This is a genomic window from Bacillus sp. NP157 (assembly GCA_018889975.1).
Lineage (GTDB): Bacteria > Pseudomonadota > Gammaproteobacteria > Xanthomonadales > Rhodanobacteraceae > Luteibacter.
On record CP076546.1, the window covers coordinates 392,433 to 410,862 of the forward strand.

Here is an 18,430-nt window from a genome sequence, read left to right on the forward strand (position 1 = left end):
GGCGTCATCCTGTTTTCCCCACCATAGGCCTCGAAAAATCAGGTCGGCGTGAGGATTCGGGACCCGGCTGCGGGCAATGCCTTTGCGCGAGAAATTGACGAAGGCGGCGATGTTTGGGCATCCATCGACTTTGGTGATTTTGTCAGTTCTGGGTGCGCCGCCGTCGACGCAGATAGATGACCTGGCCGGTGATGCCGGTGAGTAAAAGCGCGGCATTGCTCGCGATGAACACCGGGTTTTTCACGAGGATGCTGTAGACGAGATAGAGCAGGGACGCAGTCATCTGGCCGATGAACAGCCACTTGGACACTGCTTCAACCGTTCGGGCGTGCGCCTGGCGCCAGATTTGCCGGGCAATGGTCGAGAGGAGGATGAGCGAGGCCATCCAACCAAGGGGTTCCGGGCTCAGGAGATGGTCGGTCAGGGTCATGGCATCGTCCGCAAGGCAATGCCTGTGCATATCGGCCACCGTGTGTCCGGACCATCAGGGCGGTGTGTTCGGGAGCGTGCCGAAGATGGCCGTGACGATTCGGGATGCCTTCACGTCTGTGAGGACATCCCCTCTTGAGTGCGGCGCCGAGTTTGCCGATAAAGAGGCTGGCCTTGGGACAGGGGAGGGCCGCGATGATTGACGAACTGCAGCGGGTCCGGCGGAAAAACCTCCGTCTTCTTCTCAATGAACTCAAAGGAGACGGGATTCGCTGCGGAGAAGTCCGCGCCCGCCTGCTCGGCATTTCGCCCGATGAGTTTGCCCGCCTGGTCGATGGGGCGCCCATCGGTGACCGGCTGGCCCGTGACGTGGAGTGGGCGATGAACAGGCCGCGCGGCTGGCTCGACGAGGCGGCCCCGGACACCATTGCCTGAGGGACGGCGGGAGGGCTTTATCGTGCTTCTCCTGGTCCGCTGCAATGCGGCCCGTGCTTTCTCGACCACCAGGCATGGCGACCCCTCCACCGAGGCCCGACCGGAAGCCCCCTCTGCTCCTGCTGTCGCAGGCTGCGGTATCGGTAATACGTCGAACTGCCGCTTCGCATTCGGGACTCATCCCTCGACAGGCGAGGGGCAGGGCGACAGCGCCCCTTCCCAGGCAATCACGCCATCCTGACCCGCCGGCTCCGGCGTCCTCACGTCCGATGGGCAGAAATGGGGCTCCATCAGGAGCACACCATGTCCATTGACCCCAGAAACCCCGTCTTTGACCTGCGCGCCCACGAAAATCCTGGCGAGATACCCCTGCAGCCTAACCCGGGTCCCAACCAGCCGGACACGGATCCCGGCCAGCCGGAGCCGGGCTCGCGGGAATTTCCGGAAGAGCCAGGCCCGGACCAGGTGGGCGAGCAGGACCCCGATGCGGGATGGCAACGGTGAACGGATTGGGCCGTGGAGCTCGCCCATGGATGGCGCGGTAGTCTGGTACCACCCAGCGCTCGGTTGCGCTCTCATCGAGCACTGGGAGGGGCTGACCCTGGGCATGGTCGAGGGCGGTGACCTCGGTCTGTTCGACAGGGTCCGGGGAGACCTGACCTCGTCCGGGCCGACGACGTTGTGGAACGTTTCAACGGGCCACCCTGTAGCGTTTACTGTCGAGGGTGTGGCGCTGTCGGAAGACCAGGCCAATGAGCTGGTTGGGTTGCTCACGGGGTGATATGTCTTCACAGGAGAAAGCGCGCGCCTGTTTAGTCTGAGGGGTGTTGGCCGTTACAGATTCGATGACGGGGAAGGGACGATGGGAAAACCGGTTGCATGTGGCGCGTGCCGCGATGGGGATGCGTTTGGAAAGTCCATCACCATGGCCTTCCAGCCCATTGTCGATGTAACCGCCCGAACGGTCTTCGCTCATGAAGCACTTGTTCGCGGTTCCGACGGGGCCTCCGCCCAGGACGTGCTGGGGTCCGTGAGCGCTGACAACCAATACGCGTTCGACCAGGCGTGCCGCGTGCGGGCGCTCGAATGCGCCGTCGAGTCCGGGCTCCCGGCCTTGCTTTCAATCAACTTCATGCCGAATGCCGTCTACAACCCCGACCACTGCCTGAGGGCAACCCTTGCAGCTGCTGAGCGCGTCGGCTGGCCGTTGTCCAATATCATCTTTGAAGTCACCGAGCACGAGGCGATTACCGAACCCGCGCATCTGCTCAACATCCTGCGCACTTACCGCGCACGCGGCTTTTTGACCGCCATCGACGACTTTGGCGCCGGCTATGCGGGTTTGAACCTGTTGGCGGACTTCCAGCCCGACCTGCTCAAGCTCGATATCGGGCTCATCCGTGGCATCGATGGCGACCGGACCCGCCAGCGCATCGTCGCCCACATGACAAGGCTCTGCGCAGACCTCGGTGTGCGTGTCATCGGCGAAGGGGTGGAAACATCCGGGGAGTCGACTGCCCTCTTGGATATAGGCGTGGTGCTCCAACAGGGCTACCACTTTGCCCGCCCCTCGACCGGTCCCGCCGTCGTTCCTGAGTTCCATCGCTGAGTTTGTCCGAGCGTAACCGCGCCATCCGGAAGCCGGGTGAACCGCATGTGTTCGGCAGGGGAGGGCCCTGCGACATAGGTATGTGACGACTCACAGGGAAGGTCCCTGGGGTTCACGGCAATCCGGCAACCCTAAGCGTCCACTCGTACCGGGTTTTCCCATGTCGGTTCAAGACGTCACTGATGTTTTCTCCGCTCACCTGGCCAGCCAGCACTTCCCCTGCCTTGCAGCAAAGACCGCTCATGCCAGGGACCAGGTTACCCATGTTGAGGCGTGTGATATCCGTTGCGGCAAAGATGACCGCATCCTCGCCGAGGCCATCGAGGCCTTTGCAACGCGTCGAAAACCCGACCATGTCTTCCACAGTCTCGTCGTGCATTTCCCCCGGTCACCGATGCTCACCGAAATTGAGTTCGAGCAGCATTTGTTTGCCCGGCTGCAAGGCATCCATGAGGCCGACCGGGCCCGTTTTGCATGGGATAACACGGTCAGCCCTGACCCCAAGTCGGACCAGTTTTCGATGAGCGTGGGCGGCAAGAGTTTCTATGTCATCGGCCTGCACCCGGGCGCGAGCCGTGCCGCCCGGCGGCTCGCGCACCCAGCGATGGTGTTCAACCTCCACGCACAGTTTGAATATCTGCGGGAGCAGGGCCGCTATGACCGTCTAAGGGAAGCCATCATCGCCCGGGACATCGAACTCAACGGGTCAGCGAATCCGATGCTTGCCGTCCATGGACAGAGCTCCGAAGCGTTGCAATACAGCGGGCGGCACATTGAGGGAAACTGGGAGTGCCCGTTCAAACCCCATGGGAGCAAGCAGTGACGGAGGTGATTCAGCCACAAAGCGGCGTGGCATTCCTGTTGAAGAAAGGCCAAACGCTGACGGTCATTGACCCGGAAGGTCAGCAGGTCGCAGACCTCATCGCCTTCGGTGGGGCGAACATAGGTGAGGTCCTCTCATCAGGTCGTACGCTTGATTATGCGAGCAAGATTTACCTGTCCACCGGTGATTTGCTTTACTCGAACCGCAGCAACGTCATGCTCGAAATCATGGAGGACGACGTGGGGCGGCATGACTTTCTCCTTGCCCCGTGTTCGGCTGAAATGTTCCAGAAGCTCTATGGCCACGCAGAGCCCCATCGTGGCTGCTTTGGCAATCTCCGTGCTGCGCTTGCCCCGCATGGCATCAACGGTGACCAGATTCCGACCGCTTTCAACGTCTTCATGAACGTGCCCGTCGATGGTCAAACCGGAACCTTCACCGTCGAGCCACCTTTGAGCAAGCCCGGCGACAAGACGCGGTTCAAGGCGCACATGGATTTGATTGTCGGGCTGACCGCCTGTTCAGCCGGCCTGTCGAACAACTTCAAATTCAAACCGATTCACTACCAAATCGACTGATTCGCGCGGTTGTGCTTCACCCCTTTGACCCCCGAACCAGGGTCGCGTGCGCGTTGGCGGTCAGCGGCAGAACGGCAATGAGCGCATCGTCTGAACCGTGGTACTGGTCGCGGAACAGGACGCCTGCAATCACGCCTGGGTGGCGGTCAAAAAGGCCCGGATACGTTGCAGGATTCCAATTCGGGCGCAGGCCGTCGGTGTGCATGACCAAATGGGTGCCTTCGCCAACAACGTTCCGGTAGGTGCGGAAGATTGGAGCGCCTCGCCCGGCAACACCTGGGAACGACGCGAGGCCATTGCGGCGGCCATCGTGAACCACGGTTGCGCTGATGTTGCCAAGTCCACAGAAGGACACCCGCATTTGGGCGGAATCGAACCGCGCAATGCCGGCAACCGCCCCGACAGTCCCTCCCAGCGCCGAGTGGAGAACCCGCATGTCGTCAGCGGGCTCCGAAGGTGTGAAGGTCGCGACGGCTTGAAGGGCTGCCCGGGCGGCGATATCGGCCACCGGCCCATGCCCCAGGCCATCGACGACGAACAGGGTCACTGCATCGTTGTCAGCGACCAGCGCCCATGCATCCCCGGAAAAGACGTCGCCTCCCAAAGCACATTCGACTGCGCCCAAGGGTAAGTCGGGACTCCCGCTTTCAGGCAGGACGCGGACAAGCACGCAGGTGCCCTCGCTGTCGGTCCAGCGGTCCGTGATGACGGAGGTGCCGTCCAGGATGGGCAGCGGGGCGTCAGGGACTGCGCCCGTGAGAAGGGCAGTCATCTCAATACCGCCTCCGTGAAGGGGCCGCAGGGAAACCGAGCCCGACGAATCCCCCTCACCAAACAGCTGGCGGGCAGCGGCGACAGCACCGTGCATCACAGGGCCTGCCCGGAGGCTTTCGACAGCCGTCACCAGACGGCCGGTGTCGCCTGACGTCTGCAGGGCAATGGATTGATTTTGGCGGGTGGTCGAAAAAAACATGCCGCACGTTATCCCATTCCGACGCAAAAAAAACGCGTACGGGCGTTGGGCTTGCAATCACTCCGCATCCACGATTTTTCCAATGGATAGCCTCGCGAACACCGGCATGCGGGCGGCGGCGCCGACAGGTGCATGCGTCCGTTCACACAGGTTTCCCGTTCCGTTACAGCATTGGGAGGAGCGTTGGAGCTCCCAAACGAGGACCTATGCATGAACGAGCAGACCGACACCGACAAGTCCCCCACACCGCATGACTACGACAAGGGCACCGGCAACCACGTCGAGAAAAAGCCTGAAAAAGAAGAATCGCCGCAGCAAACCCACAACGACGAAGACCACGGCTGACACTGGAGGACACCATGGCAGACCAGGACCACAAGCCGCAATCGGGCGACCGCAACCTCAATTATGTTGCGAACAAAGACAAGCCTGCCCAGGACAAGCGTGACAAGCAAATCGAGGACGGCGAAGAGAAGATGGACGACGCCTCAAAGCGGGATGAAGGCGTCCGCTGAGCCATCACCGCCGACTCTCGTTGAAACATCCGGCGCATGGCAGCGCTGGAGAGTTTGACGGGCCGGAACGGGCTTTCCAGCGCAAGTGCGATGCTCTTCCGTCGGAACCCCTGATTTCCCGGTGAGTGGGGTAATCGGGCCTCCGAGCACGGAGGCATGGACAATATGGGCGACCTTGGGTCTTGGGCGAAGCGAGGCGCAGGCAGCCGGTTCATCGAGCCTGCATCTCCCGAAAAGCAAGAGGCCTGCCGGGTGTCGCTCAGGCGCTCGCCGAGTTGACCAGGTCCACGATGGCCTGGCCCAACCCGGGGGCAGGTCTTGAGCCCACGGGGCCGAGGACAGCGGCAAGGGCACGGGCCCTCGCGTCAATGACGGCCAGGCTTTCCTTCGTTGTCAATTCCCGGACATGGGCGAGGCAGAGTCGTGCACCGTCGAGGTCTCCGTCCATGGCTGCCTTGGCTGTGGCCGTGATGCCCTTGGCAAGACCGCTGGACGGGACGGGGATGCGTGCTGTGGAAGACATGGCGGCATCCATTGGGCAATGGATGAGCTTACGCCATGTAGAAGGGGACCGGTGATTGCTGCCTGATAATTTCAGCCGTCGCCCGAGGCCGTCGTCCGATGTCAGCCTTTGAGGTGCGATTGCACTGCCGATGCTTCCGGACCGACCTCGGCCACCGCCGCAAGAATGGTGGACGGTGTCACGTCGAGCACCAAAGCCCACAGGGCCACATCCTGGGGGTCGGCTGCATCGATGTGTGTTTTGCGGGGAAGGTCGTCGTCTTGCACGCCAGTTCCAACATCACGAGACAGGGGGACGTTGCCGGGGTGGACGTCAAAACTTCATCGAAAAGACTTCAACCGCCCGATGATGGGTGTGAATGACCGCTGGCTCAGCCGTGGCCGGCCTTGCCCCTGGCGAGGTCGATGGCAGACTCCAGTACCTCCAGACCGAAGGGCTTGATGATGCGCACTACGTCCGGTGGTGCGTCTTCCGCCCGCTCGTCGGGGTCCGACAGCATGATGACGATAGCCATGCCCGGGTTTTTCTCCCTCGCTTTCTCAAGATAGGCACCCGTCCGGTCCTCGCCGGGGGCTGGTACGGCAGCTGCGAGGAAGTCGACGTGGGCGAGGTGCTCGACGAGGCCAGCGGCGCTGGCGTGGGTCGAAGCGGTCACGGTCTCGTATCCCCGGTGGCGCAGGACCTCGGCTATGGTGCCGGCAAGGGATGACCGGGGCTCAATGACAACGGCAAGGGGCTCTCGGGTCATGCGGTCACCCCGGGATTTCCAGCAAGGCCCCGGACAGGGCGAGGACGGCTGCCGCATAGCCTGGAAGGGGCAGCTGGTCTCCGGCACCCAAGTAATGAATCACAGCCCCCGCCGCTGCCCTCACTGTCACGAGATTCAGCGACAGGGCGGCGCCGGCAATGAGCCGGGCGCGGAACCGACCTTCCTGAAGGTCGCCGGCCACCAGCGCTTCCCCAAGGGCCGCACCGTCTTCCAGGAGCCCGGTGGTGGCCGGGTAATGGTCGGTACTGGGCATCGGCTGTCCCGGAGGCAATCCTCGACCTTACTCCCCCGCGTCCTCAAGGGGCAACCCGCGCAATCCGGATGTGTCGCTGATTTCCGCTGCCGGTCGACATGGGTTTCCACTCTCTGGCTTGCGGGACGACATAATTGACTGACAACAAGAGGCGACCGCGAGCTGGGTGACGGCCAGCGCATCTCAACGAACCGAGGCCTTCGGTGTCAACGGGAAGGAGCGCCGGGAGCTCATTGGCGGGTGGGGTGAGGGCCCAAGATGTCCGTGTCCGGTTCTGTGAGAGACCGGATGGGCTTCAGTATCGCATTGCTGTCGATGAGTGGTCGGGTGACCCCTAGCCATGCTTCCGGCGAAGTCGAGATTCCGAGCCATCTGCGTTCCTCTCTCACCGCAAGCACGGCTCCCGTCGCACGGATGACCATGCACAGCGCCCCCAACAAAGGGGCGGGCGTGAACGCTCGCTGGAAGCCCACGAGGCCCGCCCCTGCGTCGATATGCACGACGGTGCGGGGGTAATTCCACCGCCGGGCCAGCACTTCCTCCCGCCCGGCCCGGTTCAACCCGGCCGGCGTTGGCTCATTCAGCGACCCGGAAAGGGCGGCCGTCCGCCGCTCCATGAGCCGCTCCCTGAATTCGGCAGGCGCAGATTCAATCACGGGCAGAGCGTCGATATAGCGGCAGTGGTCGGCACAAGGCCGGCAGCAATTCATCCCGTTCCCGAATCCGGCATGTCCGCCGAGGGCGGCCGGTATGACCGGAGCAACCACCAGCTCTTTGCGGGCCAAGCTCACGCCACAGAGCTCACACCATTCCCCCCTCAGTCGCCAAGCGGCCTCCGTCTCTTGTCGCATCCGGGCGCCGGCTGAAACGGGGCGGGTTGCACACGCGCGAAAGAAGTCATGCCATTGGTCGGGGGAAGGTTGCGGGTTCGGCTGGCTCATCGGTGTCCTTGGGCGGGGAAGATGAGTCCAGCTTGCCGGGGAAAGGGACACTGTCAAGCGCAGGGAAAGAGCCGAAAAGAAATCGGCGAGGGGCTAAAGCCAACAGCGCGGCTCCGGGCAAAGGCGCGGCAAGCCGAAGCGAAACGCGGCCGGCAGTCGCCCTTAGAGTCATAGACCTCACGCACCGTTGGTGAAGCACCGCAAGGCGTCAAGCAGCGCTCAAAACGGCATATTCCAAGGCATTTTCTTTGAAGCACGGCGGGCGGGCGTGTGAAGCAAATTCCTCCCTGCATCACGAGCAAAGCGGCAGCCTTCAAAGCTTACCCGCGAATCAGAAACTTTTTTTGCTTCACCCCCTTGACAGTCGCCGACTTTCTGGGAGTGTGGTTCATGAACGCAAAAAAGAACCCTCTCCATACTGTCTCTCTCCGGCTCGACTCTTCCGAGCTCGCCGCACTGCAAGCGCGGGCGAAGTCATCCGGCCGATCCCTTGGTGCCGTCGCCAAGGCGGCGCTTCTGGCTCATCTCATCGAGTCGTCCCAGCTCGACAGGTTCGAGCTCTTCTCCACACAGCTCGCGGCCTCTGCGTCGGAAGCCATGCGCGCGAGCGCGCGCGATGTGGAAGACGACACGCGCGCCGTCATCGAGCAGATGTCCGCGATTGCTGTCCAGCAGGCCGGCGCCCTCGATTCGCTCATGGCCCGCCTCGACGGGCTCATGGCCGCCCCCTCCACGGTCTCTCCCTCACGCCCCGCGCCGCCTTCCACCCGGTGGACGCCAGGGAAGGAGGTGCCCGACTGACGCCGCTTCCTCCTCCGCTCTATCCCTTCCCCCACCCACAGGAGTCCCCCATGTCCCACGTTTTCCGTATTTTGTTCATCTCCCTTCTCTCCATCTTCTTCGCCGGCTGCGCGTCGATGCCCGGCGCCGACCCCTCCCATCCACCCGTCTCTGCAACCACCAAGGGCGCGGCCTTGAAAGGCTGTGCCCTTGGTGCCGTGGCCGGCTCGGCCATCGGCCTCATCAAGGGCGGGGGGATTTCCTCGGCTTTGAAGTGGGGCGCGGGCGGTTGTGCCGCCGGTGGTGTGACGGCAGGCGTCGTCTCGTATCGCGCTCAGCTGAAAGAAGCCCGCGCCCTCGAAGCCGACGCAAAGGCCCAGGGCTTGGCCCCCGTCGTCACGACCCGGGACGTTACCCCGGCCGACAGCAAGGCGCCGGAGCCCGCGTTGGAACGCCTGGTCCTCCCGCTCGATGCCAAAGACACCGCCAGCCATGGCAGCGCGACCCGGGTACTTCTGGAAAAGGCCGGACGCATTGCCGGGGCAGACTCCACCGGCCAGGCCATCACGATGACCGTGGCCGGCAGTGCACAGGACCGCGCATGGTTGCGGTCGGTGCTCGCTCCCGTCGCCGGCAGCGCTCGCATCGTTGACCGCCCTGCCGCTGCGCCCTCGGTTGAGCTCTCCCCGGTCCCTAGCGTCGCCCCTGCGGCGTCCGCCCCGGCGTTCGATGCGCGGACTGGAACGTGGTCGCCGGCCAAGGGAGGGCACTGAGCCATGGCCCTCTCGGACCTTTACAGCAACGGAGGGCAGCGGGCGGCATCGCCGTCCCCGGTGCCGGCCTCTGGCCCGGTGAAGCGGCCAAGGGGGCCTTCCCCCTTCCGTGGCCTTGGCGCATGGCTCGGCGGCCACCTCCACCTCATCACCCTTGTCCTTGGCGTTGTCACCGGACTCGGCTTCTTCGCCGTGCGGCTCACGTCTGATGTCCCCACGGACGCTGCCATCCTCAACGCCGTCGCCACGGCCAGTCGGACATCAACCGCCGATGCCCTCGAAGGGGTGGCGGATGTCCGTGTCGGGTCCTGCCACCGGGAGGTGACCGACGACCGGGCAGGGGATGGGGCACAGCAGTGGTCATGTCGTCTCTCTTACACATACGCGCACGCGGGCGCGCGTGAGCCAGGCTCCCGGACCGTCGTCCTGGTTGGTGTCCATGCCGAGGGCAGGACGGCAACGGTGTGCCTCGATTGCGGCCCACCCCTCCACTTCACCGACCGGGGCGCGCCTGACCGGCTCGAAGGCGGGCAGTTCGTGCATCTCCCGAGCGAGGAGGGCCAGTCATGACCACGCGCCTTTTCCATGCTCTAGGCCTTGTTGCCGCGCTTGCCGGCTTCCTCTTCTTTCGTCTGTGGCCCTCGCACCCTCCCTTGTCTGTCACCCAGGACGATTACCTCCGGCGCGTCGCTCAGACCCGGCCCACCCCGGCGCCTCCGCAGGTCGTGACCCCTGTCCCTGTGCTCGTGGCTGCGCCGGCTCCCCGACCATCGGCAGTGCCAGCGGAGCCCGCCACCGTGGTGACGCCGCCCGTGCTCCTGGCATTGATGCCGCCCCCACTGCCAGCGGTTGCCCCTTCCCCCAAGGCGGAACCCGAGAGGGCAGCCGCCCCCGCGAAGCCTCCGGCGCCGACGCGACGGCCTCCAGCAGCGTCGCCCACTCCCCAGGGCGCCAATGCCCGCTTCCCCCGCAAAGACGTCCAGCCCGGCCAGAAGAGTGGGGGCGTCAACGACATCTACGGCCCGCAATCCCATGCCCTCGACGACTTTGCAAAAAAGACCGGAAGAGGGGCTTGACAGATAGAGAAAAGTCACTTTGATGTTTAAGGATGCCTCTCCCTTTGGCGGTGGTGTCCACCTCCCCACACAACCAAAAGGAGTCCCTCAATGTTCAACCGTTTCGTTTTCTTCCTGACTACCGGCCTTTGGACCTGGCTTGCCCGGGTTTGCTTCGGCGACCTCGGCACGGATTGGGTCTTTGATGAGAAGAACCCCAAGCAGTCGCAGCAGTGGATGTTTGGTGCCATGGAAGACCGTGCGTATGCGACCCGCGAAATGCTCGACAAGCCAGACGGCCAGCGAGCAATCGTGACGTTCAACCGGTTCAGGGCCGGGCTCTTTGATGCCAGCGGGGCCGCCATCACCGTGGCCGCTGCCACGGTGACCATCGTCGCCTTTGCCCAAGGCTTCATCTTCGGACTGGAGGGCTGAGCCAATGTGCATTCTCTCTTCCCTCATTTCGATTCCCTCCCTGCTCGCCGACGCCATCTCTGTGACGCGCCTGGCGTCCACCCGCCCCGACGTCCCCAACCCGGCCGAGCTCGACCTGTCCCCCGAAGACCGTGCGCGCGTCGCTGACCTCATGGTGGACCGTCCTGATTGGCAGATTTCCTCCGACGGCCGTCCGGTCGCCGGACTGCTGCATCAGGAAGACTTCTTCCGGGGTTTCGCTTCCCCTTCCGTCCCATTGCTGTTTGCTCTTCTGCCCGTGCTCGCTGTCCTCACGGGCTTCGCCCTGCATTTCAGCGGGCTGACCTTCCTCGCTGTGCTGCTGGCTGTTGCTTCCATTGTTGCCGGGGCCTCGCTGTCGTTTGCGCTCCCGACCAAGGCCGATGCAGTGGAAGGCTGGGCTGTTGCTTATGCCGCTCCCGTGATTGTGAGCCAACTCCTGTCCGGAGGGCTCTTCCCTCTCGCTGCTCGCTTCCTTCCGGCCCACCTTCTTCCAGGCGTTTGGCAATGGGCCGGCGGCATGGCAATGGTCGGTGTTGCGGTCGCGGCATGGACGGCGATCCTGTGTCTGCTCCAAGCGCCGAAGGGGCACAAGATGGAAACTTGTCAGAGCGTCTCCCTGACCGTGACCCTCTTCACCGGGGCTTCCATCATCGCGGCCCTGCTTGCCTTTTCAGGGCTTACCGGTGGCTGGCTTGCCCGACACACGCTCTCCCCCCTGGCTCTTGCCATTCCCTACCTTGCCGGCATCGCGCTCGGACCGTGGCGTTATGTATACCGGTATCGCCGGTCCCTCGCGATGAAGCTCCTGCACCAGGGCATGACCTACGGGGCTGGCTCCAACCACACCCTCCACAAGAGCTTTGACAAGCTTCGAGCGGCAAAAACCCGGCAAATCCAGACCGCCGTCGCCGACACCAGTCCCACGTTCGAGTTTGGCAAAAGCCTCGGCATCCTCGCGGAACGTGGTTCCCCCCACGCCATCCCGAAGGGATTCCCGGCGGTCATCAGTGGCAAGGCGGCACAGCAGCACATCTTCGTCCTGGGCCGCACCGGAGGCGGCAAGACTGCGAGTTTTCTCACGCCGTGGGCATGCGATTACATGCAGAAGAACGGGGGCGGCCTGCTCGTGCTCGACGGCAAACAGTTGCTGGCCGGGGAGTTCAGGGGCACGCGCGGGTTTACGGCCATCGATGAACACGTCCAGCTGTCGCCTTTTGAAGGCCTGGACGTCGATGCGATTTGCACGGCCATCCTCGACGCCAATGTGGTCCGGACGTCCAAATCCGGTGGTGGCAGCAGTGACTTCTTCATCAAGTCTGCCGTGGGACTTCTGACCGTTTCCGTAAAGCTTCTCTTTGCAATGCGTGACGCTGAGCAAGAACTGCGTGCATCCATCAGCAATTTCTCGAATGAGCTCGTTTCAGTCCGGAAATGGTTCATCACGCCGGACTGTCTCCGCCGCATCACGAAAGCCTTGGGTATCTGGTCGGAACAAGAGGGCAAGCCCATCGAAAAGCCGGCAGCGGACTACATCGAATTTATCAAAGCCAACCATCCGGCTTTTCAACAGCGCTCTGGTTTCTTTGATGCAGTCCTCGCCGAGGCAATGGAAGCCGAGCGGGCCGACCTGGAAAACGCTTTTCAGGACGTCCAGAGCCACGGGGCATTGGCGTCGGAAACCAGGACGGGCATTGATGCAAACCTGGCGGTTTGGATTGCGCCGATGTTTGCATCCCGCGCGCTGCTCAAGTGGACGAAGAGCGAAACGGGTGGGTTCCAGCCGGAGTCGGTTTGCCATGGTGCGCGGACCGGCCTTGACTTGCCACCGGAGCGGTTCAGCACGGCCGGGCGGATTTATTCGGCGCTCGTAAAAGGTCGTGTCACGGCCGTCATGAAACGCCGTCCGAACGACTGGCAGGAGCGCGACGTCACGGCCACCAAGGTCGCCATCCTCGAAGACGAGGCCCATGTTCTCCTATCCCCGGACGATTTGGAATTTTCGAGCAAGTGCCGCAGCTGGGGTGGCATCCTGGTCTTTGCGACGCAAACCCTGGACATCCTTTTCGACTCCATCGGCGAGGAGTCGGCCCGCGCACTGCTGGGTAATTTCCAGACGCGCATCTGGTTCGCAAACCCCAACTCCATTGCCACGTTTGAAGATGCCCGCGATGCCATCGGCCAGGGCGAAGTCATGCACTGGTCCGACCCCGTCCAGACCTTGTCTCTCCAGCGGACGGCAAGGCTTGCAGCAAGCTCGCCCATCTTCGATGCAACGCATCCCGACCACGACCGATTCTCCGCCGTCGTGCGTGCCGGGGGTGGTGGCTTCGAGATGCAAAAACTTGATACCCAACTCCATTTGCAGCGCCATGGGCAGGTCCAGGACGGGCTGCTGAATTCCGTCGTTTTCTCGAAGATTCCGTTGGTATCGACGCTGGTCAAAAAACAGGAAGCCTGGGTCAGCTCAACCGATTGGCACGACATTTTGGGCACGGGCCGCGCGCTGGTGCAGACCTTGCGCGGTGGCGAGAAAGCCCACGACTTCGTGGATTGTCCTTTCCTCGCCAAGGTCCCCGATGAACTGCTCGACCCGACGAATCCCCAGCATCCCGACCACAACCCCCACGCCAACCAGGAGGCCGCATGACCAGCATTTTTTCCAACATCAAGAGCCCGTCTGAACGCCGCCAGCTTCTCGAATTCTGGGCGGCACGCTACGCCGAGGCCCAACCCATCATGACGCCGAAAGAGGAGGCCCTCAAAGACACCTTTCCCCGGTGTGGGGATTACGGATTCCAGCTGCCCCATGCCAGCGAAACCCCCAGTGAAAAGGAGGCAATCCGGGTCCGCCATGACAACCTGCGTTTCGAGTCCGAGCAAAAGGCCCGGCCGCAGGATGCAGAGCGTGCCCGCCTTACCCTCGACGCGGAAAAGGCCGCCCGGCAGTTCTTCGAGGCACGGGACGCCGCATCGGAAACGACGTTTGCCGGCAGTTTCGGAAAGCTCCTCGAATACGACCGCGCGCAGGGCCATCCCATTGCCGACCCCACCCGTGACCTCGGTGCCCATCCGGCCACACCCGCAGAGCAGGCGGCATGGATGCTCCGCGATGGCCGGGAGTTGACGCATGAAGACCAGGCACACCAACAGCAAACGGACATCCATTTTGCCCGCAGCCGCCAGGAACATCTCTCCTTCCTCAAGCTGACGATGGAGGGGGAGTGGTTCCGTCCGGGACCCCAGGCTGCGATGCCCGCCACGTTTCCGGACCCGCGCCCAGCCATCGCCACTGACGGGGTGAAGATGACGACGGCCAACGCGCTCGACCGCCCTCTGGACATTGCTGCAGGGCTCGGTGAGCGGCTCCAGAAGAGACGTGCGTTGGGCACGGGGGGTGGTGCATGAGCGGTGCCGCCCTGGTGCTTGCGCTGGCCCTTCATGGAGCGGCCCCGGCCGCGCCCATGCCGGTGCTCGAACGTGCAGCGGAGGCAAGCTCATGCATGAGCACACGTCCAAAAAAACTGCTCGTTGCAGACATGTCGCAATCGTCTTCCCAAAAGCGGCTTTGGGCTTTTGATTTGTCGGGGCTCCGTCCCGTGCTCATCCGGGAAACCTTTGTTGCCCACGGCCGGGGGAGTGACCCGAACCACACGGGAACACCGGTGGCGTTTGGTGATGAAGCAAGCAGCGGGAAAACGTCGCTGGGCCTGTATGCCGTAGGCCGTTCATACACCGGCAAGCACGGCCAGAGTTACCACCTTGCCGGCCTCTCCCCGACGAATGCCACGGCTTATGCCCGCGCCGTGGTGCTCCATCCCGCGCCCTACGTTGCAGCCGGCGGGCGTTCGCTCGGATGCCCGGCGCTCATGCCCGAGGACTTCGAGGCCGTCACGTCGGGCGGCATGGACAACACCGCGCTCTGGATTGACGGACCCAGTGCGCCCGCGCCGACGTGCTCGGCATAACCCAACACCATACACCACACACATCAGAGGAATCACAGCATGAAAAACGAAATGAAGAAATGGCTTTCCGTCTTTCAGTCCCCCAAGACCCAGGACGACATTGCCGACGCACATGGGGCTTTTGTCGAGACGGCCGTGTCCGAAGACGACCTGGACGAGGGGGAGGGGCCATCCGATGCAAAATAGTGATTATGAAAAGGAGGTGGCCGGCCGTCTCATCGAACAGCTGAAAGCCGGCGTTGCGCCATGGCAAAAGCCATGGAAAGGCGGAGAGCTGGCATCAATTCTTCCGGTCAATGCCGTCACGGGTGTGCGCTACTCAGGTGGAAACGTCATCCAACTGATGAGCCAGGGGCGCACCAACCCCCAATGGGCGACCTTCAACCAAATCAAGGCAGCTGGTTGGCACGTAAGAAAGGGCGAGCGGGCCACGCCCATCCAGTTCTGGAAGAGCACGGAGCGGGAAACCACCAACGACGCCGGGGAAAAGGAACTCCGGAAGTCATGGACAGCCCGGATTTTCTACGTCTTCAACGGTGAGCAAATCGACGGCATCCCGCCGATGGAAGCAGCGCGCACGGCACCTGTTTGGGTCGCCAGTTCTCGCCTCCAGGCATTGGTCGCGGACTGCGGGGCAACGGTTCACCACGGCGGGCGAAATGCCTATTACCGGCCCTCTGCCGACACCATCCACATGCCGGCACAAAGTGCATTTCCGAGTCTGGAGAAATACTCGGAAACCTTGCTCCATGAGCTCGGCCACTGGACCGGTCACCCTGACCGGTTGAAGCGCGACATGTCGGGCTCTTTTGGCTCAGTCGAATACGCCCGCGAAGAGCTCGTTGCAGAGATTGCATCGCTCATGACCGGTGCGGAGCTCGGCGTCGGGCACGACGGTTCCGCACACGCGGCCTATGTGGGCCATTGGATTGAGCTCCTGCAAAACGACCCACGCGAAATCTTCCGCGCAGCATCCGCCGCCTCAAAAGCCCGGGCGTTTGTCATGGAGCGGGAGCGCACCTGGTTCCGCGACAACACCATGTTGGCCGCTGACGTCGAACGCCTCGCCAACAACATTCATTGGTCTATCGCGGAAGATGAGGGCATCGCCCGGGACCTGTTGCTGAGCTCGGCTGACCTGCTCGAAGCCGGCGACTGGCAGGCGGCCAAGGACCTCATGACGCGCGCGGCGGGGTTCGAAGCATTGCAGAAGGACCCGGGACACCAAATTAGTCACCTGCTCGCGGCCGTCGAGGAAGCGCACGCGCGGCGCATGGGTACGCCTTCCCCCACCGCTGACATGGAAACACCACCACCCCCTGCACGGCCGCAGACACAAAGCCGAACCCTCAAGCAAGAACAGGGGAGGGCACGCGCATGAACCTGGCCCATGACATCCAGCTGCTCATCATCGACACCCAGCGTAGGGAAAGGGACGCCGTGTTCTCCGGTGAGCCTGCCCGACCGCTGAGCCATTCGGCCCTCGACCGGCTCCCGCCTAGGGAGCGTGCCTGGTTCCGGGCCCTGCTCGAAGATGCTGCGCTGACGGCCTTCGAGGCCAATCAGGAAACCCTCTGGGTACGGGTTCACCCCCTTTGTCGCCGGGCCCGCAGGCGCCTCCTGCTCATCCAGCTCAAGGGCCTGTTCCGTGGGAAGACGGCTCTTTGAAAAAAATGCCCGCCCCGCGCCAACACGCCCGGTGGACGTCGTGGACCACTTCATGGGCCCGTTGCCCGAGGTGCCACCGACCACCGGTGTCCGCCGGTGGGGCAAGGCGTTTACCGCCACCGGGCTGCTCACGGCCCTGAGCCTGGTTGTCATGACCGCCCTGTGCGGCCCCTGGACGCGCGCGCAATTGTTCGACGCCATCCACGCCCTCGGCCATCTCTGCCTGCCCCACGTCGTGCGCTCTGCGCCCGCGTGGCACATCGGGATGGCCCTGCCGTTTTTGGCTTTTGTCCCTGCCGTCCTTGTCTTCCCCTCCATGCTCAAACCCCGCTTTGGGGTGCGTCACATCGACGGACAACGAGTCATCGGAGGAAGGGAGGCCGTCAGGGCTTTTCAGCGTGAGGCAAGACGGATGGGCGTGAGCCAACCCAGTGCGCTGCTGTCCCTCCATCCAGCCGCACTGTGGCCCGCGTCGCAGTGGAAGAAACATGTCCTCATCACTGGCGGTGTCGGCAGCGGAAAAACACAAATCCTGCTGCACATCGTCCGGCAGATTTTCAGTGGGCGGCACCGGGCCCTGATTTATGACGTCAAGGGGGATTTCACCGCCGCTTTTCCGACCGCCGCCATCCTGTCCCCGTTTGATGAGCGCAGTCTGATTTGGCACATCGCTGCCGACTGCCAGACGTCCGTCCAGGCGGCTGCCTTGGCGCAGGCGTTCATTCCCGTCGAGGAAGGGCAGGGGAAGTTCTGGTCTGTCGCAGCACAGATGCTCCTTGAGGGTTGCATCCTGTCGTTGCAATCGGATAAGCCGGGCACATGGGGATGGGCGGACCTCCGCGACCGCCTGAGCCTTTCACAGGGCGCGTTTGCTGCGCTCATGTCTCAGCATCACCGCAAAGCCGAGAGCCTGATTTCCGACCCGGATAGCTCAGCAACGTCCAGCGTCCTTGGGACTCTGGCCGCCTACACCGCCAACATCGACAAGCTTGCGGCAGCGTGGCCGCAGCCGGTGAAAAAGCGCTCCATTGCGCTGACCCGTTGGGTTGCCGACGACTACAGGGGCCCCCGCCAGCTCATCGTCCAGGCCGGTGTGGATGCTGACCTGACGGCCACGTACATCGGCGCGATGATGGCGGTGTGCGCCGGGGAAATCCTCTCGCCCCGCCTGCCCGACAATGAAAGCGGGCGACATCTGTTTTTCGTGCTCGATGAGCTGACCTCCATCCGCCGCATCGATGTCCTCCCCAGCCTGATTGATAAAGGGCGCAGCAAGGGGATTTCCATCATCGCCTGCTTGCAGGACCAGGCTCAGCTCATCGAACGGTACGGCCAGAACATTGCCAGCGCGCTGTCGGCGATGGTCGGGACACAAATCCTCTGCCGCGTGATGCCGGGACAGACCCGGGAAACCCTCATCCAGAACGCAGGAAAAAGGCGAGTCGCAGTCACATCCATCACCACTTCGGGTGGCTTCAAAGATGGCGTGGCGGGGTCGTCCTCGGTGAGCGTACAGGAAGAGCCCGTGTTGACCGGGGAAGACCTCTCGACCCTCGGGCCGGTCTTTGAGCGCGGCAAATTCCAGGGCGTAAAGGCCATGGTGACCACGGGCCGGGACTATCTCGAATTGCTCTGGCCGCACCAAATCCTGCCCTCTCGCCGACCGGGCCAGGTGCCCGCGTTCTGGACGCTGCCGGAGTCTGAAAAGGGGGTGTTGGTCATCCCGCCCCGCGTGCAGGTCCCGGCCCGGGAAGCACCCCCAGAGCTCGCCGGGGACGTTGCACGCCGGCTGGGTGGGGAAGCCCTCGCCGACGCCCTCCAGAGGCTGAAAAGAGGAGAGAGGGCCCCTTGACGGAGTCCCGTTCTCTGTTATCGATAGAGAGAC

23 protein-coding genes are annotated in these 18,430 nt (G+C 63.2%); 17 read left to right on the forward strand and 6 right to left on the reverse strand.

The features are described 5' to 3' along the window. Nucleotides 1–142: 142 nt before the first annotated feature. Nucleotides 143–430, reverse strand: coding sequence for a hypothetical protein (locus KPL74_01820; GenBank protein ID QWT20758.1), 288 nt, complete (start codon nt 428–430; stop codon nt 143–145). A 194-nt stretch (nt 431–624) separates the two neighbouring features. On the opposite strand from KPL74_01820, the gene KPL74_01825 reads away from it, so the two are divergent. The 5 genes from KPL74_01825 (at nt 625) to KPL74_01845 (ending at nt 3,874) form a co-directional block, all read left to right on the forward strand. Then, entirely contained in the window at nt 625–864 is a 240-nt protein-coding gene (locus tag KPL74_01825) for a hypothetical protein (GenBank protein QWT20759.1), read from the forward strand. A 529-nt stretch (nt 865–1,393) separates the two neighbouring features. Next, nucleotides 1,394–1,645 carry a hypothetical protein gene (locus KPL74_01830; protein QWT20760.1) on the forward strand — a complete coding sequence of 84 codons (252 nt, stop codon included), beginning with the start codon at nt 1,394–1,396 and terminating at the stop codon, nt 1,643–1,645. 144 nt (nt 1,646–1,789) lie between these two features. Continuing rightward, nucleotides 1,790–2,473: an EAL domain-containing protein gene (locus tag KPL74_01835; protein ID QWT20761.1), complete on the forward strand. Its 684-nt coding sequence runs from the start codon at nt 1,790–1,792 to the stop codon at nt 2,471–2,473. Nucleotides 2,474–2,633: 160 nt separating this feature from the next. After that, nucleotides 2,634–3,296: a YqcI/YcgG family protein gene (locus KPL74_01840; GenBank protein ID QWT20762.1), complete on the forward strand. Its 663-nt coding sequence runs from the start codon at nt 2,634–2,636 to the stop codon at nt 3,294–3,296. Then, nucleotides 3,293–3,874, forward strand: a complete 582-nt coding sequence (locus tag KPL74_01845) for an urea carboxylase-associated family protein (protein QWT20763.1) — start codon at nt 3,293–3,295, stop codon at nt 3,872–3,874. Before KPL74_01840 ends, KPL74_01845 begins: the two co-directional genes overlap by 4 nt. A gap of 16 nt (nt 3,875–3,890) precedes the next feature. Here KPL74_01845 and KPL74_01850 read toward each other — a convergent pair whose 3' ends face one another. Further along, nucleotides 3,891–4,847 (reverse strand): SpoIIE family protein phosphatase, encoded by a 957-nt coding sequence (locus tag KPL74_01850; protein QWT20764.1) that lies wholly within the window; start codon nt 4,845–4,847, stop codon nt 3,891–3,893. 359 nt (nt 4,848–5,206) lie between these two features. On the opposite strand from KPL74_01850, the gene KPL74_01855 reads away from it, so the two are divergent. Beyond that, a complete protein-coding gene (locus KPL74_01855; GenBank protein ID QWT20765.1) occupies nt 5,207–5,362 on the forward strand; it encodes a hypothetical protein in 156 nt (51 codons plus the stop codon). A 259-nt stretch (nt 5,363–5,621) separates the two neighbouring features. On the opposite strand, the gene KPL74_01860 is transcribed toward KPL74_01855, so the two are convergent. The 4 genes from KPL74_01860 to KPL74_01875 all read right to left on the reverse strand — a co-directional run bounded on the left by KPL74_01860 (nt 5,622) and on the right by KPL74_01875 (nt 6,907). Beyond that, on the reverse strand, nt 5,622–5,885 hold the full coding sequence (locus KPL74_01860) for a hypothetical protein (GenBank protein ID QWT20766.1): 264 nt from the start codon (nt 5,883–5,885) through the stop codon (nt 5,622–5,624). A 101-nt stretch (nt 5,886–5,986) separates the two neighbouring features. Further along, a complete protein-coding gene (locus tag KPL74_01865) occupies nt 5,987–6,151 on the reverse strand; it encodes a DUF3606 domain-containing protein (GenBank protein ID QWT20767.1) in 165 nt (54 codons plus the stop codon). A 104-nt stretch (nt 6,152–6,255) separates the two neighbouring features. Further along, nucleotides 6,256–6,633 carry a hypothetical protein gene (locus KPL74_01870; protein ID QWT20768.1) on the reverse strand — a complete coding sequence of 126 codons (378 nt, stop codon included), beginning with the start codon at nt 6,631–6,633 and terminating at the stop codon, nt 6,256–6,258. 4 nt (nt 6,634–6,637) lie between these two features. Then, nucleotides 6,638–6,907, reverse strand: a complete 270-nt coding sequence (locus tag KPL74_01875; GenBank protein ID QWT20769.1) for a hypothetical protein — start codon at nt 6,905–6,907, stop codon at nt 6,638–6,640. A gap of 1,331 nt (nt 6,908–8,238) precedes the next feature. Between KPL74_01875 and KPL74_01880 the strand changes: the two genes are divergently transcribed. From KPL74_01880 to KPL74_01930, 11 genes are all read left to right on the forward strand, one after another. After that, nucleotides 8,239–8,649, forward strand: a complete 411-nt coding sequence (locus KPL74_01880) for a ribbon-helix-helix protein, CopG family (protein QWT20770.1) — start codon at nt 8,239–8,241, stop codon at nt 8,647–8,649. A 50-nt stretch (nt 8,650–8,699) separates the two neighbouring features. Further along, complete coding sequence (locus tag KPL74_01885) at nt 8,700–9,401, forward strand: hypothetical protein (GenBank protein QWT20771.1); 702 nt, start codon at nt 8,700–8,702, stop codon at nt 9,399–9,401. A gap of 3 nt (nt 9,402–9,404) precedes the next feature. After that, entirely contained in the window at nt 9,405–9,971 is a 567-nt protein-coding gene (locus KPL74_01890) for a hypothetical protein (protein QWT20772.1), read from the forward strand. Between the two features lie 596 nt (nt 9,972–10,567). Further along, on the forward strand, nt 10,568–10,891 hold the full coding sequence (locus KPL74_01895) for a hypothetical protein (GenBank protein QWT20773.1): 324 nt from the start codon (nt 10,568–10,570) through the stop codon (nt 10,889–10,891). 4 nt (nt 10,892–10,895) lie between these two features. After that, nucleotides 10,896–13,559 (forward strand): type IV secretory system conjugative DNA transfer family protein, encoded by a 2,664-nt coding sequence (locus KPL74_01900; protein QWT20774.1) that lies wholly within the window; start codon nt 10,896–10,898, stop codon nt 13,557–13,559. Further along, complete coding sequence (locus KPL74_01905) at nt 13,556–14,317, forward strand: hypothetical protein (protein QWT20775.1); 762 nt, start codon at nt 13,556–13,558, stop codon at nt 14,315–14,317. Before KPL74_01900 ends, KPL74_01905 begins: the two co-directional genes overlap by 4 nt. After that, nucleotides 14,314–14,877, forward strand: coding sequence for a murein L,D-transpeptidase catalytic domain family protein (locus tag KPL74_01910; protein QWT20776.1), 564 nt, complete (start codon nt 14,314–14,316; stop codon nt 14,875–14,877). The genes KPL74_01905 and KPL74_01910 overlap by 4 nt, the downstream gene beginning before the upstream one ends. Before the next feature lie 39 nt (nt 14,878–14,916). Further along, nucleotides 14,917–15,063, forward strand: coding sequence for a hypothetical protein (locus tag KPL74_01915; GenBank protein QWT20777.1), 147 nt, complete (start codon nt 14,917–14,919; stop codon nt 15,061–15,063). Continuing rightward, entirely contained in the window at nt 15,053–16,258 is a 1,206-nt protein-coding gene (locus tag KPL74_01920) for a DUF1738 domain-containing protein (GenBank protein ID QWT20778.1), read from the forward strand. The genes KPL74_01915 and KPL74_01920 overlap by 11 nt, the downstream gene beginning before the upstream one ends. Beyond that, nucleotides 16,255–16,545: a hypothetical protein gene (locus KPL74_01925; protein QWT20779.1), complete on the forward strand. Its 291-nt coding sequence runs from the start codon at nt 16,255–16,257 to the stop codon at nt 16,543–16,545. The genes KPL74_01920 and KPL74_01925 overlap by 4 nt, the downstream gene beginning before the upstream one ends. 40 nt (nt 16,546–16,585) lie before the next feature. Further along, a complete protein-coding gene (locus tag KPL74_01930) occupies nt 16,586–18,397 on the forward strand; it encodes a type IV secretion system DNA-binding domain-containing protein (protein QWT20780.1) in 1,812 nt (603 codons plus the stop codon). Nucleotides 18,398–18,430 lie beyond the last annotated feature (33 nt).